Origin of the sequence: Amycolatopsis sp. NPDC049159 (assembly GCF_040648295.1) — a bacterium.
Taxonomy (GTDB): Bacteria; Actinomycetota; Actinomycetes; order Mycobacteriales; family Pseudonocardiaceae; genus Amycolatopsis; species Amycolatopsis pretoriensis_A.
In genome coordinates, this window is record NZ_JBEZDL010000020.1 from 92,826 (window position 1) to 107,512 (window position 14,687).

A 14,687-nucleotide genomic window follows, 5' to 3' on the forward strand; every position below is an offset into this window, starting at 1 on the left:
TCGTGCGCACAGTTGCGCAAAACTCGTGGAGGCGCCCGTGCCGGCTGAGCCCGTACCCGAGACCGATGTCTTCCTCTCCGGCCCGCTGTTCTTCGACCTGGTGTTCACCGGCCTCGAACAACCACCGGCGCCGGGCACGGAGGTGTGGACGGGCGGGATGGGCTCCGGACCGGGCGGGATCGCGAACTTCGCCGTCGCGCTGAGCCGCCTCGGCCTGCGGACGTCGCTGGCGGCCGCGTTCGGCACCGACGTCTACGGGCGTTATTGCTGGGACGTCCTTTCGCGGCAGGAGCACATCGACCTGTCCCGCTCGCGGCAGTTCCCCGAGTGGCACTCCCCCGTGACGGTTTCCCTCGCCTACGCGGGCGACCGCGCGATGATCACCCACGGCCACGCGCCGCCCGTCCCGGTCGCGGAGCTGGCGGGCTCGCCGCCGCCGAGCCGCGCGACGGTCGTGCACATCGGCCTCGACACGGCGGAGTGGGTCCACGACGCGCACCAGGCCGGCAGCCTCGTCTTCGCCGACGTGGGCTGGGACCCGTCCGAGGCGTGGTCGGCGGCGCTGCTCGACCAGCTGGGGTGCTGCCACGCGTTCCTGCCGAACGACGTCGAAGCGATGGCCTACACCCGCACGGCTACGCCGGAAGCGGCGCTGGCGAAGCTGGCGGACCTGGTCCCGATCGCGGTGATCACCCGCGGCGGCGACGGCGTGCTGGCGGTCGACGGCACGACGGGCGAAACGGCGGCGGTCGGGGCCCTGCCGGTCGACGTCCTCGACGCGACGGGCGCGGGCGACGTCTTCGGGGCGGGGTTCGTCGCCGCGACGCTGACGGGCTGGCCCCTGGCCGAGCGGCTGCGCTTCGCGTGCTTGACGGCGAGCCTGTCGGTCCAGCACTTCGGGGGCGCGCTCGCCGCCCCCGGCTGGCACGAGATCGCGCAGTGGCACGCGCGGCACCGGCGGCCGGACTTCGGGTTCCTGGACGAGGTGCTGCCGTCTGAGACGGTGGCGGGGATCCGCCGCGGCCCGGTCACCCTCGGCTTCGGCGAAGACGGCTGGCGTTGACCGGACCTTCCGGACATACCCGTGCTCGGTCCGCGCGCTCCCGCGGATTCGTGCCACGATGGGAAAAGAGCCCGGTCGAAGGAGGTCCGCAGTGCCCGGTTGGGACGGTCGTGGCCTGCCGCCCGTGGCGCGGGAACGCGTCGAGCGCTTCGCCGCGTCCGGCTTGACGACGTCGCTGCTGAGCGTGCCCGGCGCGGTCGGCGCCGAAGTCGCGGGCTTCTCCCCCGTCGGCGAGGTCATGGGCTGCGTCGTGCAGCGCGCCGGCTGGCCGGGAGCCGCTTCCTGGGCCGCCGCCGACCAGGTCGAGCTGCTTTCCGGGGCGCTGCGCGAGGGCTACCGGATCGCGCTCGACCGGCTCGGGCAGGAAGCGGAAGCGATCGGGGCCGACGGGGTCCTCGGCATCACCCTCACGCTCACCTCGCTCGACGACGTCATGCGGGAGTTCACCGCGCTGGGCACGGCCGTGCGCGCCGACACCCGGCAGCGGCCGGGGCGGCTGTTCACCACCGAGCTGCCGGGCCAGGACGTCGGGAAGCTGATGCAGGCCGGCTGGGTGCCCGCACGCCTGGTGATCGGCGTCGCCGGGCGCGCGAAGTACGACTACAACATGCAGAACCAGACGTCGGTCTGGGCCGGCAACACCGAAGTCGACCTGCCCACCCACGTCGTCAACGAGGTCCGCGGCGCGGCTCGCGCGGAGTTCGCCCGCGGGATCCGCGAAAGCGGCGCCGACGGCGGCATCGTCTCGCGACTGACGCTGCGGACGTGGCCGGTGCAGGAGATCGCGGTGGCCGGCATCGCCACCGTGACCGGCACCGCGATCGCCCGCTTCCACCCCGGCCGCGCCGCACCGACGAGCGCGCTCAAGATCCTGCCGTTGAACCGTTCCTGAAGGAGGCTTCGTGACCACCGCGGACCCCGCCGCGCAGCACATCCCCGAGGATGCGATGCGCCGGCTCGCCGAAATGCGGCCCGGCGGGAAGGCCGGCCTGTTCACCTCCGACCTGAGCGTCAACGAGTTCCTCCTCGTGCGCGAAGCCGGTTTCCGGCCGCTCGGGCTGGTGCTCGGCTCGAGCGTCTACCACGTCGGGTTCCAGGTGGGGCGGTGGAACAAGAACCAGGAGCTGGACCGGCTTTCCCAGGCGATGTACCACGCCCGCGAGCTCGCGATGGCGCGGATGGAGGCGGAGGCGGACGTCCTCGGCGCCGACGGCATCGTCGCGGTCCGGCTGGAGATCGAGTTCAAGGAGTTCGGCAGCGACCTCGCCGAGTTCGTCGCCGTCGGCACGGCGGTCAAGGCCGACGAACCCGGCGAGTGGCGCAACAACACCGGGAAGCCGTTCACCTCGGACCTGTCCGGACAGGACTTCTGGACGCTGGTGCAGGCCGGGTACGCGCCGCTGGGCATGGTGATGGGGACGTGCGTCTACCACATCGCGCACCAGCGGTTCCGGCAGCTGGTGGGCAACATCGGCCAGAACGTCGAGATCCCGCAGTACACCGAGGCGTTGTACGACGCGCGCGAACTCGCGATGTCGCGCATGCAGGCGGAAGCGGAACAGCTGGCGGCGGAGGGCATCGTCGGCGTGCAGCTGCTTTCGCTGCCGCACCGCTGGGGCGGGCACACGACGGAGTTCTTCGCGATCGGCACGGCGGTCAAGCCGTTGCGCGCCGACCACCGCATCGCCAAACCGCAGCTCGTGCTGCCCCTCACCGACTGATGGGCGCCGAGCTGGACTTCCACCTGGTGGCGGCGGCCCTGCGCACGGACCGCGCGGACGTCGAGTCCTACCAACGGGTCCTGTCCGAGACGCTGGGCAGCGCACTGCCGCCGGGCATGGTGGAGATCGACCGGCGGCGCACGTTCGCCGACCGCGTCGCGGGCCGCACCGGCCAGGCGGTCGCGGTGCGCGTCACCACGCCGGACCGGGTCCTGGTCCTGACGGCGGCCCCACACGGCGGCGTCGCGGCGGAGATCCACCAGGTGGTCCGCGGCGTGGTGATCAGCCGCAAGGAAGCCACGGTCGACGACTGGCTCGCGGCACTGGCACGGGAGCTGACCGCGTTGGCGGAGAAGGACGCGAAAGCGCGGGACGCCCTTTCGCGCCTGCTCGGCGGTTAGGAGCTGTCCTGTAAGTCATCGAAGCCGAAGAACGATCGCGGCGATGGTGAGTTCAGCCTGGTGGGAGGCGGCGCGTTTGGCGTAGCGGGTGGCTAGGTCACGGAACTGCTCGAGCCGGTTGAAGCAGCGTTCCACCACGTTGCGTTGCTTGCAGACCTCGGCATCGAAGGCTGATGGTCGCCCGCCGCGGAAGCCTTGGCGACGGCGGGCGATCTGGTCATCGCGCTCCACGATCACCGTCTCCGGCCGGCACCGCGGACGCCCAGGCCCGAGCCGGGCGACACTGATGCCATCCAACAGCGGCGGCAACTGCGGGTTGTCGCCGGCTTGGCCTGGGGCGAGCAGGATCCGTATCGGCAGGCCACGCCCCTCGACGGCGAGGTGGATCGTAGTGCTCAATCCTCCGCGGGACCGGCCGAGTCCTTCCCCATCGCAGGCGAGGGCTTCGATCCCGTCGCTGCAGCCCCCTTTTTCCGGGCGCCCGCAGCATGCTGGTGCGCCCGGACCACGCTGGAGTCGACCGAGATGATTTACTCCAGGTCGCCGACGGCGTCGTCCTTGACGATCACCCGGTCGAGGATCCGCGCCCAGGTGCCGTCCTTGGTCCACAGCCGCAATCGTTCGTGCGCGGTTTTCCGCGGTCCGTAACGGTCGGGCAAGTCTCGCCACGGCGCGCCGGTGCGGAGTTTCCACAGGATCGCGTTGATGACTTGGCGGTGATCCCGCCACCGCCGGCCACCGCTTTGCTGCGGTGGCAGCAACGGCTCGATCACCGCCCAGACCTTGTCCGTCAACTCACCGCGACCAACCACCGGGCACAATTACCGGAAGTCCAGCTCAACCGCTTGCAGGACATGCCCTAGCCCAGCACCCGGCCCAGGAAGCCGCGGATGTAGCCGGCGATGGCGTCGAGGTGGGTCTCCAGCGCGAAGTGCCCCGCGTCGAGCAGGTGGATCTCCGCCTCGGGCAGGTCGCGGGCGTAGGCGCGGGCGCCGTCGGCGATGAAGATCTCGTCGTTGCCGCCCCAGACCGCGAGGAGCGGGACGCCGCTGGTGCGGAAGTACTCGTGGAACTTCGGGTACACGCCGATGTTGTGGTGGTAGTCCGCGAGCAGCGCCATCTGGATCTCCGCGGCGCCGGGGCGGTCGAGCAGGGCCTGGTCGTGGATTCAGACGTCCGGGCTGACCAGCGACGGGTCGGGTGCGCCGTCGAGGTACTGCGCCTTGGTGGCCTCCAGGGTGACCATGGCCCGCAGGTCGTCCTCGGTCAGCGTGCCCGCGGCGAGCTTCTGCGGCAGGCCGGCGCCCAGCCCTTCGACGTAGGCGTTGCCGTTCTGCGTGACGATCGCCGTCACCCGCTCGGGGTGGCCGGCCGCGATGCGCAGGCCGACCGGTGAGCCGAAGTCCTGGATGTAGAGCGCGAAGCGGCTCAGGCCGAGCTCGTCGAGCAGGCCGAGCGTGAGGTCGGCGAGCGCGTCGAAGGTGTAGGTGAACTCGGCCACCGAAGGGGCGTCCGACGCACCCGAGCCCAGGTAGTCGGGCGCGACGACGTGGTAGCGGTCGGCCAGCGCCGGGATCAGGTGGCGGAACATGTGCGAGCTCGTCGGGAACCCGTGGAGCAGCACGATCGTGGGCGCGTCCGCGGGCCCGGCCTCCCGGTAGAACAGCCGGTGCCCGGCGACGGTGGCGTGGCGGTGGTGCACGGTGACCATCGGTGTCTCCTCACGTCTCATGTTTATTTTTCTATTTATCCATGAGACAGGTAGGCTGTCAACGGGCACGGGAAACTGGGCACCGGACTCGGGAGGCGAACGTGGTCACTGCGGCACCCGGCGAGGAGCGCTCGCCCGCGCTGGCGCTGGTCAACACCCGGCGCTTGAGCGCCACCGGCGAAGTCGACGACCTCGCCGAACCGCGCGCCGCCGCCGGCTGGCTGCGCCGGCACGACCTGGCGGCCGCGGACCTGGGCCCGGCCGACGTCGCCCGCCTCGGCGAACTCCGGGGCGCCGTCCGCGAGCTGCTGGCCGCGCTGGCGGAAGACCGCGTCCCCGACGCCGCCGCCGTGACGGCGGTGAACGCGGCCGCCCGCGCCGACGCCGCCGCGCCCCAGCTCACCTGGCGGGACGGGCCACTGCGCGAATGGCGCAGCACCCGGCCGGGCACCGCCGACGAGGCCGTGGCGGCACTGGCCCGCGACGCGATCGACGTCGTCGGCGGTGACCTCGGCCGGCTGGTCCGCCCGTGCGAGGCCCACGGCTGCGTCCGCTTCTTCTTCCGCGAGCACGCCCGCCGCCGCTGGTGCTCCACGACCTGCGGTGACCGGGTCCGCGCGGCCCGGCACCAGCGCCTCGTCGTCGAGCAGCGGGAGGCTTCGGCCGAGTAGCGTGACGCCCATGGACTGGACGCTCGAAGTGGTCGTGGTGCCGGTGTCCGACATCGACCGCGCCAAGGCCTTCTACGCCGATCAGCTCGGCTTCACGCTCGACCACGACGTGGCGCCCGCGGAAGGTGTCCGGATCGTCCAGCTGACCCCGCCGGGCTCGGGCTGCTCGGTGGTGATCGGGAAGGGCGCGGTCCCGGACATGCCGCCGGGGTCGATGAAGGGGCTGCAGCTCGTCGTCAAGGACCTCCCGAAGGCGCACGCGGAGCTGCTCGAACGCGGCGTGGACGCCGGGGAGATCCAGGTCGTCGGCACGGGTCCGTGGGACGGCAAGGCCGACCTCGACAACGTGGGCTTCGTGAACTTCACCGACCCGGACGGCAACGCCTGGGCGGTCCAGCAGATCTCGTCCCGCCGCTAGTCGACCAGCGCGCCGCAGCTGACGTTGACCGTGGCCGCCGTCATCGTGCGGGCCCGGTCCGACGCCACGAACGCCGCGACCGCGCCGACGTCGGCGAGGGTGGCCGCGCGGCCGAGCATCGTCTGGCCCACGATGCTCTCCTCGATCTTGTCGCGGCCCGGGAACCCGGCCGGGAGCACCTCGGTGATGCCGCCCGTCCGCAGCGTCACCGTCCGGATCCCGTGCGGCCCCAGCTCGGCGGCGAGCTGACGGCGCATCGCCTCGAGCGCGTGGAAAGCCACCTGCAGCCCCCCGACGGGGAACTCCCGCACGGGGTCCCCCGCGCCGCCGAACAGCAGGATGGCGCCCGAGCGCTGCGGGATCATGTGCCGCGCCGCCGCCCGGGCGGTCAGGAACTGCGTGCGCACGGCGGTCAGCACCGGCCGTTCGTAGTCCGCGAGCGCCATGTCGGCCAGCGGCGTGCCCTGGACGTCGCCGTGCGCGATGAGGTTGAACGAAACGTGCAGCCCACCCCGCGCGGCGACGGCGTCGGCGTGCTCGTCGACGGCCCGCTCGTCGAGCGCGTCGACCTCGGCGGCCTCGGCTGTCCCACCGGCGTCCCGGATCCGCCCGGCGACCTCGTCCAGCCGCGCGAGGGTCCGCCCGGCGAGGAAAACGGTGGCGCCCTCCTCGGCGAACGCGGCGGCGACGGCCGAGCCGATCCGGCCGCCGGCACCGTAGACGACGGCGTTCTTGCCTGCGAGCAGGGTCATGGGTTCCTCCCTTGTCCGGGTGTGGTCACCGGTGCGTCGAACGGGCGGACCCGGAATCGACACGGGAGGCTCAGGCGGGGCGCGGCAGGATCGCGTGCCCGTGGACTTCCTTGGCCGCGAGGTACCGGACCGTCTCCGTGCTCGGGTCCGGCTGCACCAGCTGGCGCATCTCCGCTTTGATGCCCGCCGCTTCGAGCGCCGAGATCTTGTCGGGGTTGTTGGTCAGCAGCTGCACCGAGGTGAGCCCGAACTGCGTCAGCAGGGCCGCCGCGGCCGCGTAGGACCGGCTGTCGGCCTTGTACCCGAGTTCGGCGTAGCTCGCGAAGGTGTCCAGGTTCTTCCGCTGCGACAGCTCGTACCCCGCCGCTTTCGCGAACAGGCCCGCGCCGCGCCCCTCCTGGTCGAGGTACACCAGCACGCCGGAGCCGTGCCTCCGGATGATGCGGAGGGACTCCTGCAGCTGCCACCGGCAGTCGCAGTTCGTGGACTCGAAGATTTCGCCGTAGAGGCACCGGGAGTGGATGCGGACGGGACACCCGTCCGACGGCTCGCCGTAGACCGCCGCGCTCGGCGGGTTCATCCACTCGGGCCCGCCGTCGAGGACGATCGCGCGGAACGCCCCCTCCGCTCCCTCCAGCTGGTGCACCACTGCTCCGGTCACGGGGTCTCCAGGCTCTGGTCGGTCTCGAGGGTGCGCTCGACCTCCTCGAGACCCGGCATCGAGTCGGCGATCTCGTCGAGAGTCGGGTTCGTCGCCATCGCCGCGATCGCCCAGTGCAGGGCTTCCTCGCGGCTCCGGCCGGCACCCTCTTGAATGAGTTTTTGGATGAGCGCCGCGGAAAAAGCTTCGCGGACGCCTGGTGCGTCGTCGAGCGGGACCGGCGGGCCCTCGATGTCGCGGGAGATCACGCTCGAGCGGATACTACAACCAAAATTCTCCACGACACAGACGGCGCCCACCCCGAGTGCGAGCAGCGACCGGGCGAGGTCGTCGAGTGATTGTGGACTGTCCGGATCGGACAGCAGCCGGCGCAGCTCGCCTTCGCGGCCGACCAGGTAGTCGACCCCGCGCAGCAGCCGGTAGAGCTGCTGCGGAGCCCCGCGGGGCGGCGAAGCCTGCAGCAGCACCAAGGGTTTCCGCGGCTGCGCGGCCGCCGACGAGAGCGCCCACTTGATCGTGTCCATCGGCGGTTCGAGCGTGACGAGCACGGCGTCCGCTTCGGCCATCGCGTCCCGGACCCGCGGCGCGCGAAGGTCCTCTCTGGACAGCGAGACGTCGTCCTTGTTCATCCAGCCGAGGTACCGGGTCTCGCCGGTCTGGCTGACGAGCACCAGCGCCCGCGGGTTGGCGACGCCGGGGGTTTCCTTGACCAGCGCGGTCGACAGGCCTTCCTTGCGCATGAACTCCAGCAGGTCCTGGGCCTGGGAATCGCCGCCGATCGCGGTGACGAGCTTCGCGTCGAGGCCGAGGCGCCGCCCGGCGACCGCGAGGAGAAGACCCTTGCCGCCCGGGTGCACGTCGAAGGACTGCGCTTGGACGGCTTCGCCGACGTCGGGCAGCTCGTCCGAAACCACGACGTGGTCGGTCACCGCGCTGCCGACCACCACGACGGACCCCACGGTGTCGACGGCGGGCTCGGCCACCACCGGCTCGACGTCGTGGGCGCAGCGTTCGGCCAGCACGCCCAGGGTCCGGGTCTCGATGGAGCCGCGCAGGCTGCGGACGGTCGGCGGCGGGTACTCGCTCGAGACGCCGACCAGCGCGTGCAGGGCGTCCCACCCGTCGGCCAGCGCCCGGCGGCGCTCCCCCAGGTCGTCGGCGTACAGCCGCTCGACCTCGGGGCGCTCGCCCACGCGCGCGCGGAGGACACCGAGGGCCAGCGCGGCGTCGGCGATCAGGAGGTCGGCCGGGTCGAGCGCGGCGACGGCCGCGGTCACGACGTCGACGATCGCTTCGCCCTCGGACGCGCCGGTCTCGCGGACGCGGCGGCGGACGGCGGGGAGCTCGGCGAGCAGCCGGACGTCGACCTCGGTCGCGTCGAGACGCTCGACGGTGAGCCCGCTGCGCGTCCTCAGCTTGAGGAAGACGCTCCGGACGCCCTCGACGGTGGCGTCGTATCTCGCCATCGCCTCAGCCTACCCCTCGGATGTCACTTGCCCTTCTCCGCATGGCACTTGCGCGTCGCGGTCCCGCCACTCGTCGCAACCCGGCCGCGAAGTTGCTCCATCCGGTCCGTTTGGGTCCGGCGTTCGGCGCTCCCTGATCACACAAAGGGCGTCGACCTGGGACCACTTCTTGATGTCATCGCATTGTCAATTGACATCGTTACAGGGCAAATGCCAACCTGGAGTGGCGCCACCGACCTTCGGGAGGTCGTCATGCAGCTTCAGAACACCTCGCTCAACCTGCGGAACGCGACGTCACGCCCCGCACGTGTCACTCGGGTGGCATTTGCCGGGCTGATGGCCGCCGGCGCCTTCGTGAGTGGCTGTGCGGTGCCGGCGCGCAACGTCGTCCCCAGCGGTGGGGACCGGGTCGTGGTGGTCGTCAGCGGGACGGCGAACGAGCCGCGGGCCGCTGTCGGCGATGCCGTTCTCGCCGTGCTGCGTGACGCCGCGAACAGCGGGAACGTCTCGCAGCAGGGCTCGGGCAAGAGCAGCGTCGTGCTGGTCTCGGCCGCCGACGGCGGGGACCGGCGCTCGGTCGTGCTGACCCCGCGGCGCGCCGACGGTTCCCTGGAACACGGCCTTTCGCGGCCGTCGCTGATCGACCGGAACGTGGCGAGCGCCGTCGACGCGATCGGCGCCACCGCGGCCCGCAAGAGCGGGCTCGACCTGCTCACCGGCATCGCCGACGCCGTCCGCGGGGTGGCCGCTGGGACCCTGGTCGTCGACAGCAGCGGCCTGAGCACCGGCGGGGCGTTCGACCTCCGGCAGGTCGGCTGGGCGGCCGATCCCGCGGCCGTCGCCGGGCAGCTGACCGCCGCCCGGCAATTGCCGGGGCTGGGCGGCTGGCACGTCGTCTTCACCGGGCTCGGGTCGGTCGCCGGGCCGCAGCCGCCGCTGCCCACACCGGCGCGCGAGCGGCTGGCCGCGTACTGGCAGGCGATCTGCCGGGCGGCCGGTGCGGCCGCCTGCGACGTCGACCAGAGCCGGGTGCCGGCCGAGCCGTCGCGGGCCACCGCGGCGACGCCGGTCGTGCCCGTGCCCGGGGTGACGTCGGTGACCGGCCCGCGGGGCGAGGTCACCACCACGGTTTCGGACGCCGCGCTCGGCTTCGCCGGGGACTCCGCGGTGCTCTCCGAATCCGCCGGCGACCTGCTGCGGTCGCTGGCGGGCAGCATCACGGCCGGCCGCACGAGCGCGCCGGTCACCGTCCGCGGCTTCGCGGCCGACCCGCCCGGGTCGACCGACGCGGGGCGGCGGGAACTGGCGGAACAGCGAGCGCGTGCCGTCGCCGGCGCGCTCACCGGGGCCGGGGTGACCCAGCGGGTCGACGCCACCGGCACCGGCACCGAACCCGGGGTCACCGCGATGACCGGCGGGCGGTTCGACGAAGCGGCGGCGGCCCGGATGAGGCGGGTGGAGATCACGTACCAGGGCCCCGGCCCGAGCACGTAGACCGACCAGGAGGCACGGCCATGACCAGCACCGACCAGACGAGAAACCTGCCGCTGCCCCAGCCGCGGCCCCGCGCCGAGACGCCGGCCGGCGACCTGCTCCTCGCCCGCGTGCAGGAGCTGACCTACCGGTCCACCCGGGCCATGGACGGCCACGTGGTGGGCCCGCACGGGCAGAACCTGACCGTCGGCGAGGCGCAGGCCCGCGCCGAGCTGATCGACCGGCTCATCGAGCTGGAGCAGCTGCGCGGCAGCCTGCGCCACCGCCGCGTCGGCCGCGTGACACGGGTGCTGACGCTGCTCACGGTGACGGTGGTCGACCTGCCGATCATGTTGTGGCTGGCCAGTTCCGTGTTCAACGTCGACTGGAGCGACCCGCTCGGCCTGCCGCTGGCGATCAGCATCGTGATCTCGGTGCTGGCCACCGGCGGCGCGGCGACGGCGTTGCACCACCTCGGCCACAACCAGCGCCAGCACAAGAACGCCAAGCGGCAGCTGGACTGGCCGAAGCTGTCGATGGGGTCGAAGCTCAGCCTCGTCACGGTGGGCCTGCTGGTCGGGCTGATGGGCGTGGTGATGTTCGTCCGGGTCTACACGGAGGGCGTGCTGTCCGGCATGAACGACCTCGCCGTGCTGATGGCGGTGCTGGTCGCGCTGGTGATGGTGGTGTCGGCGACGCTGGTGTTCTGGACGGCCTTCCGCGACGGCTCCCTGGAGCAGGACGACCTGCGCCACTACAGCGACAGCGTGCGGCCGTTCCTCACGGCGAAGCGCGAGTACGAGGACCAGGCCCACGAGCTGAGCTGCCAGTACGACCTCCTGCGGCGCCAGGCGGGCCGCGCGGAGGAATGACCTCGGGGGAACCCGGGGACCCGGGCCGGCGGGAGGGCTACCCGCCGGCCCGGGTGACGTCGAAAGCCAGGTCCGCGGCCGCCGCCGGTGTGGTGAACGACCCGTTCACCTCGCCGGCCGTCAGGGTTTCCGGCAAAGTCGCGGTGGCGGGCGGGTTCGGCGGCCGACGTGCGGATACGCCCGGGCTCGCAGCACCAGACCCAGCCCGTCACACCCGTCACGCCCCCTCCGGCCGGACATGAGCCGAAGGGCCCGACCGGATCGTTCGCCCTGATCCCGGGTTTCGGGACGTCATGAACGCCCCTTTCACCGCGTCCGACGCGGTGAACGACCCGTTCATGACGTTGCGAACCGCCGGACCGGCGTGGTCAACGGCGGCCCGACCAACGTCTTGGGCTTCCCTTCGGCGACCTACAACACCGACTTTGCCGGGATGCTGACGCCGGACGTCAGGGACGGGGTACGCCCATCGGGTTCGGCACCGGGACCACGCCGCTGTCGATCACCGCTCGGCTCAGCGGGACCGCCAGCTCCAGCGCCCGCTCGAAGTCGTCCCCCAGCGCCGCCACCGGCGCGGCCGCCAGCCGATCCGTGTCTTCCTCGACACGGCGGCGCAGGTCCCGGCCCGCGTCGGTCAGCCGGCCGGCCCCGTCGAGCACCCCGCGAGCCCGCAACCGGTCCACCGCCGCGTCCCACTGCTCGTCCGACCACCCCCGGTGCGGCTGGACGTCCGCCCGGCCGAGCCCGCCATCACCGATGTGGGTGAGCGTCGTCTCCAGCCCGCTCAACCCGGCGTGCACGGCCGCCAGGACGTGGCCGTCGCCGCGGTGCTCGCGCAGGATCGTCGTCGCCAGCCAGAGCGCCGCCGCCGGGTCCGCGGGCTTCGGTACCGCCGCCCACGCCGCCGCCAGCGGACGGCCGCCGAAATCGCAGGCGTCGACCGCGCGCCACAGCAGCGAAGCCAGTTCGGGCGCCGCGGGCACCGCCGTCGAGACCGCGTCGATCCGCGACTCGAGAACCGCCGCGGGCGAGGCGAACGACCACGCGTCCGGCAGGGCCCGCGCCACCATCGCCGGCGCGAAGCCGAACAACACCGCCGCCGCCGGTTCCGGGCCGATCGGACCCAGCGGCGCCAGGCGGCCCGCGAAGTACCCCATCCAGTACCCGCGCAGGCCGGCGGCCTTGGCCGCCGCCGCGGTCTCGGGCGCGAAGTAGACGACGGCGTGCAACGGTTCCACGGCCGCCCAGAGCCGGCGTGCGGTCATGCTGCTCCTCACGGGGTCAGCCGGTGCAGGTCACGCGGGAACAGCGTGACCTCCCGGACGTTCGCGGCGCCGAAGAGGCGCGCGGTCCAGCGTTCCAGACCGATCGCGAACCCGCCGTGGGGCGGCACGCCGTGCGCGAACGCCTGGAGGTGGTCGGCGTGCCGGTGCGGCCGCTGGCCGCCGGTCACCAGCTCCAGGCCGCGGAACAGCAGGTCGAAGCTGTTCGAGTAGCCGGGCCGGGTCCGGGTGCGTGGAGAACGGCCGTTTCGCCATCGGGTAGCCGGTGACGAACAGGAACTCCGAGCCGTGCTCCCGCGGGCGCGAGGTCCGGCTCGTCGGCCGGCACGCCGAGGAAGTCCGGCGCCTCGGCGAAGTGGATCTCCGGATTTCGGCCGGGACGGTGACGAGGTCGCCCGCCATCCCCGCGAGCACGTCCCGCAGCACCGCCATGACGTCGTGGTGGTCACGGACGAAGCCCAGTTCGGCGTCCAGGCTGGTGTACTGCGCGAGGTAGGCGGGCCGGCCGAAGTGGTCGATGCCGAAGACGTTCGCCCCGGATTCGGTCGCCGACGCCACGATCTCGGGCGTGTGCGCCTCGGTGAACCCCAGGCTGTCCACTGTGGACCGGAACCCGCGCACGGCGGCCGCGGCCGCGGCGAACCTCGCCTTCAGCGCCGGGTGCCGCAACGCGACCGGCGCGTGGTCGAGGATCGTCGGCAGCGAAGCGGTGACGACGGGCCGGTAGAGGTCCAGTTCGGCGGTCAAGATACGGGAACTCATCACCCTCCCGACGCGGAACCTCGGGGAGCGCGGGCGCCGTTCCTCCCCGCACTCCGGAGGGTCTTCACCCCGGGACACGAGACCGCCAGCTGCCGGCGGCCCTCTGGACCCGTGCGCTCCCGGGGTTACTCGGCTCCATCAGCGCGTTGCCGGAAACGGTAACCCGCCCGCGCGACGACCGCGTCCGATTTTCAGCCCCACGCCACCGGCAGCTCCCGCACCCCGTACACGAGCGTGTTGTGCTTGAACGACAACGACTCCCGCGGCACCGCCGGCCGCAGGTCGGGGACGCGGCGGAACAACCGCGTCAACGCCTCCTGCAGCTCGACGCGCGCCAGCTGCTGGCCGACGCACTGGTGGGCGCCGAAGCCGAACGCGACGTGCGTGCGCGGCGATTCGCGATCGAAGTCGAGCTTGTCCGCGCCGGGGAACAGCTCCTCGTCGCGGTTCGCGGAGTTCAACGCGGCGACCAGCCACTCCCCCGCCTTCACCGCGCGCCCGCCGACCTCGACGTCGGAAGTCGCGTACCGCAGCACCCCGAACTGCACGACCGAGAGGTACCGCAGCAGCTCCTCGATCGCGCGTTCCGGCTTCGCCAGCACGACGTCCCGTCCCTCGGGCTGCTCCATCAGGACCAGCGCGCCGAGCGCGATCATGTTCGCCGTCGTCTCGTGCCCCGCCACCAGCAGGCTGAGCCCGAGCACGACGAGCTCCTCCATCGACAGCGGGTCGCCGTCCGACTCGCCGCGGGAAATCAGCCGGCTGAACAGGTCGTCCTGCGGATTCCGCCGCTTGTCGGTGAACAGCTCGGCCAGGAAGGCGGAAAGCTCGTCGTACGCCTGCTTCCCTTCCTCGGGGGTGGCGTCGGTGCTGACCAGCAAGCCGCTCTGCCGCTGGAACCGCGAGCGGTCCGCGTACGGCACGCCGAGCAGCTCGCAGATCACCAGCGACGGGATCGGCAGCGCGAAGTCCGCCACCAGGTCCGCCCGTCCCGGCTTCGCGAGCATCGCGTCGAGGTGGCTCTCGACCAGTTCCTGGACGTACCCGCGCAGCGCCTCCACGCGCCGCACGGTGAACTCCGCGATCACCTTCTTGCGCAGCCGCGAATGCGCGGCGCCGTCGAGCTGGATGATCGACCCCGGGCTGACCTCCTCGTCGAGGTCGGCGTTCGGGTTGACGTGCACCGAAGACGCGCCGCGGGAGCTCAGCGCGCGGTCGGCGAGCACCGCGCGGACGTCCTGGTAGCGCGTCACCAGCCAGGCGTCCATGCCCGCCGGGCAGCGGACCTGCGACGTCGGGTCGGTTTCCCGCAGCTCGGCGTAGCTCCCGGGCGGGTCGAACGGGCATCCGGCCGGTCGCGTCGTCGGGAGGGCCGGGGTTGCGGATGCTGCCGTCACGGCGGATCACACCTCTCTGCCGGTGGACTGGTCTCC

At 72.4% G+C, this 14,687-nt stretch carries 14 protein-coding genes and 3 pseudogenes; 8 read left to right on the plus strand and 9 right to left on the minus strand.

What is annotated here, in order from left to right; all coding sequences use genetic code 11:
• Positions 1–37 precede the first annotated feature (37 nt).
• From AB0B33_RS32985 to AB0B33_RS33000, 4 genes are all read left to right on the plus strand, one after another.
• On the plus strand, positions 38–1,063 hold the full coding sequence (locus tag AB0B33_RS32985; RefSeq protein ID WP_360778949.1) for a PfkB family carbohydrate kinase: 1,026 nt from the start codon (positions 38–40) through the stop codon (positions 1,061–1,063).
• Between the two features lie 91 nt (positions 1,064–1,154).
• Positions 1,155–1,955 carry a heavy metal-binding domain-containing protein gene (locus AB0B33_RS32990; protein ID WP_247014180.1) on the plus strand — a complete coding sequence of 267 codons (801 nt, stop codon included), beginning with the start codon at positions 1,155–1,157 and terminating at the stop codon, positions 1,953–1,955.
• Between the two features lie 10 nt (positions 1,956–1,965).
• Positions 1,966–2,784 carry a heavy metal-binding domain-containing protein gene (locus AB0B33_RS32995; RefSeq protein WP_360778952.1) on the plus strand — a complete coding sequence of 273 codons (819 nt, stop codon included), beginning with the start codon at positions 1,966–1,968 and terminating at the stop codon, positions 2,782–2,784.
• Positions 2,784–3,185 carry a hypothetical protein gene (locus AB0B33_RS33000; RefSeq protein WP_247014182.1) on the plus strand — a complete coding sequence of 134 codons (402 nt, stop codon included), beginning with the start codon at positions 2,784–2,786 and terminating at the stop codon, positions 3,183–3,185. The genes AB0B33_RS32995 and AB0B33_RS33000 overlap by 1 nt, the downstream gene beginning before the upstream one ends.
• Positions 3,186–3,200: 15 nt before the next feature.
• On the opposite strand, the pseudogene AB0B33_RS33005 reads toward AB0B33_RS33000, so the two are convergent.
• Positions 3,201–4,006: pseudogene (locus AB0B33_RS33005) on the minus strand (IS5 family transposase).
• A 38-nt stretch (positions 4,007–4,044) separates the two neighbouring features.
• Positions 4,045–4,896, minus strand: a pseudogene (locus AB0B33_RS33010) (alpha/beta hydrolase).
• Between the two features lie 101 nt (positions 4,897–4,997).
• Here AB0B33_RS33010 and AB0B33_RS33015 point away from each other — a divergent pair.
• Both AB0B33_RS33015 and AB0B33_RS33020 read left to right on the plus strand, forming a co-directional pair.
• Positions 4,998–5,567 carry a CGNR zinc finger domain-containing protein gene (locus tag AB0B33_RS33015; protein ID WP_360778956.1) on the plus strand — a complete coding sequence of 190 codons (570 nt, stop codon included), beginning with the start codon at positions 4,998–5,000 and terminating at the stop codon, positions 5,565–5,567.
• A 10-nt stretch (positions 5,568–5,577) separates the two neighbouring features.
• Positions 5,578–5,985 carry a VOC family protein gene (locus tag AB0B33_RS33020; protein ID WP_360778960.1) on the plus strand — a complete coding sequence of 136 codons (408 nt, stop codon included), beginning with the start codon at positions 5,578–5,580 and terminating at the stop codon, positions 5,983–5,985.
• Here the strand turns inward: AB0B33_RS33020 and AB0B33_RS33025 are convergent.
• The 3 genes from AB0B33_RS33025 to AB0B33_RS33035 all read right to left on the minus strand — a co-directional run bounded on the left by AB0B33_RS33025 (position 5,982) and on the right by AB0B33_RS33035 (position 8,864).
• Positions 5,982–6,737, minus strand: coding sequence for an SDR family oxidoreductase (locus AB0B33_RS33025; protein WP_360778963.1), 756 nt, complete (start codon positions 6,735–6,737; stop codon positions 5,982–5,984). The genes AB0B33_RS33020 and AB0B33_RS33025 overlap by 4 nt on opposite strands.
• Positions 6,738–6,807: 70 nt before the next feature.
• Entirely contained in the window at positions 6,808–7,398 is a 591-nt protein-coding gene (locus AB0B33_RS33030) for a GTP cyclohydrolase II (protein ID WP_360778966.1), read from the minus strand.
• On the minus strand, positions 7,395–8,864 hold the full coding sequence (locus tag AB0B33_RS33035; protein ID WP_360778968.1) for a PfkB family carbohydrate kinase: 1,470 nt from the start codon (positions 8,862–8,864) through the stop codon (positions 7,395–7,397). The genes AB0B33_RS33030 and AB0B33_RS33035 overlap by 4 nt, the downstream gene beginning before the upstream one ends.
• A gap of 252 nt (positions 8,865–9,116) precedes the next feature.
• On the opposite strand from AB0B33_RS33035, the gene AB0B33_RS33040 reads away from it, so the two are divergent.
• Positions 9,117–10,358 carry an OmpA family protein gene (locus AB0B33_RS33040; protein WP_360778971.1) on the plus strand — a complete coding sequence of 414 codons (1,242 nt, stop codon included), beginning with the start codon at positions 9,117–9,119 and terminating at the stop codon, positions 10,356–10,358.
• A gap of 20 nt (positions 10,359–10,378) precedes the next feature.
• Complete coding sequence (locus tag AB0B33_RS33045) at positions 10,379–11,209, plus strand: hypothetical protein (protein ID WP_247014197.1); 831 nt, start codon at positions 10,379–10,381, stop codon at positions 11,207–11,209.
• A gap of 449 nt (positions 11,210–11,658) precedes the next feature.
• Here the strand turns inward: AB0B33_RS33045 and AB0B33_RS33050 are convergent, their stop codons facing one another.
• The 4 genes and pseudogenes from AB0B33_RS33050 to AB0B33_RS33065 all read right to left on the minus strand — a co-directional run bounded on the left by AB0B33_RS33050 (position 11,659) and on the right by AB0B33_RS33065 (position 14,651).
• Positions 11,659–12,474, minus strand: coding sequence for a hypothetical protein (locus AB0B33_RS33050; RefSeq protein WP_360778974.1), 816 nt, complete (start codon positions 12,472–12,474; stop codon positions 11,659–11,661).
• An 8-nt stretch (positions 12,475–12,482) separates the two neighbouring features.
• Positions 12,483–12,941, minus strand: a complete 459-nt coding sequence (locus tag AB0B33_RS33055) for an amino acid--tRNA ligase-related protein (protein ID WP_360779260.1) — start codon at positions 12,939–12,941, stop codon at positions 12,483–12,485.
• Between the two features lie 121 nt (positions 12,942–13,062).
• Positions 13,063–13,254, minus strand: a pseudogene (locus tag AB0B33_RS33060) (hypothetical protein); the annotation flags it as partial.
• A 191-nt stretch (positions 13,255–13,445) separates the two neighbouring features.
• On the minus strand, positions 13,446–14,651 hold the full coding sequence (locus AB0B33_RS33065) for a cytochrome P450 (protein WP_360778977.1): 1,206 nt from the start codon (positions 14,649–14,651) through the stop codon (positions 13,446–13,448).
• Between the last annotated feature and the right edge of the window lie 36 nt (positions 14,652–14,687).

Bases quoted from the DNA above. Each gene is read 5' to 3' on its own strand.
- AB0B33_RS33050 (WP_360778974.1), bottom strand. From the start codon at position 12,474: ATGACCGCACGCCGGCTCTGGGCGGCCGTGGAACCGTTGCACGCCGTC.
- AB0B33_RS33045 (WP_247014197.1), top strand. From the start codon at position 10,379: ATGACCAGCACCGACCAGACGAGAAACCTGCCGCTGCCCCAGCCGCGG.
- AB0B33_RS33040 (WP_360778971.1), top strand. From the start codon at position 9,117: ATGCAGCTTCAGAACACCTCGCTCAACCTGCGGAACGCGACGTCACGC.
- AB0B33_RS33035 (WP_360778968.1), bottom strand. From the start codon at position 8,864: ATGGCGAGATACGACGCCACCGTCGAGGGCGTCCGGAGCGTCTTCCTC.
- AB0B33_RS33000 (WP_247014182.1), top strand. From the start codon at position 2,784: ATGGGCGCCGAGCTGGACTTCCACCTGGTGGCGGCGGCCCTGCGCACG.
- AB0B33_RS33020 (WP_360778960.1), top strand. From the start codon at position 5,578: ATGGACTGGACGCTCGAAGTGGTCGTGGTGCCGGTGTCCGACATCGAC.
- AB0B33_RS33025 (WP_360778963.1), bottom strand. From the start codon at position 6,737: ATGACCCTGCTCGCAGGCAAGAACGCCGTCGTCTACGGTGCCGGCGGC.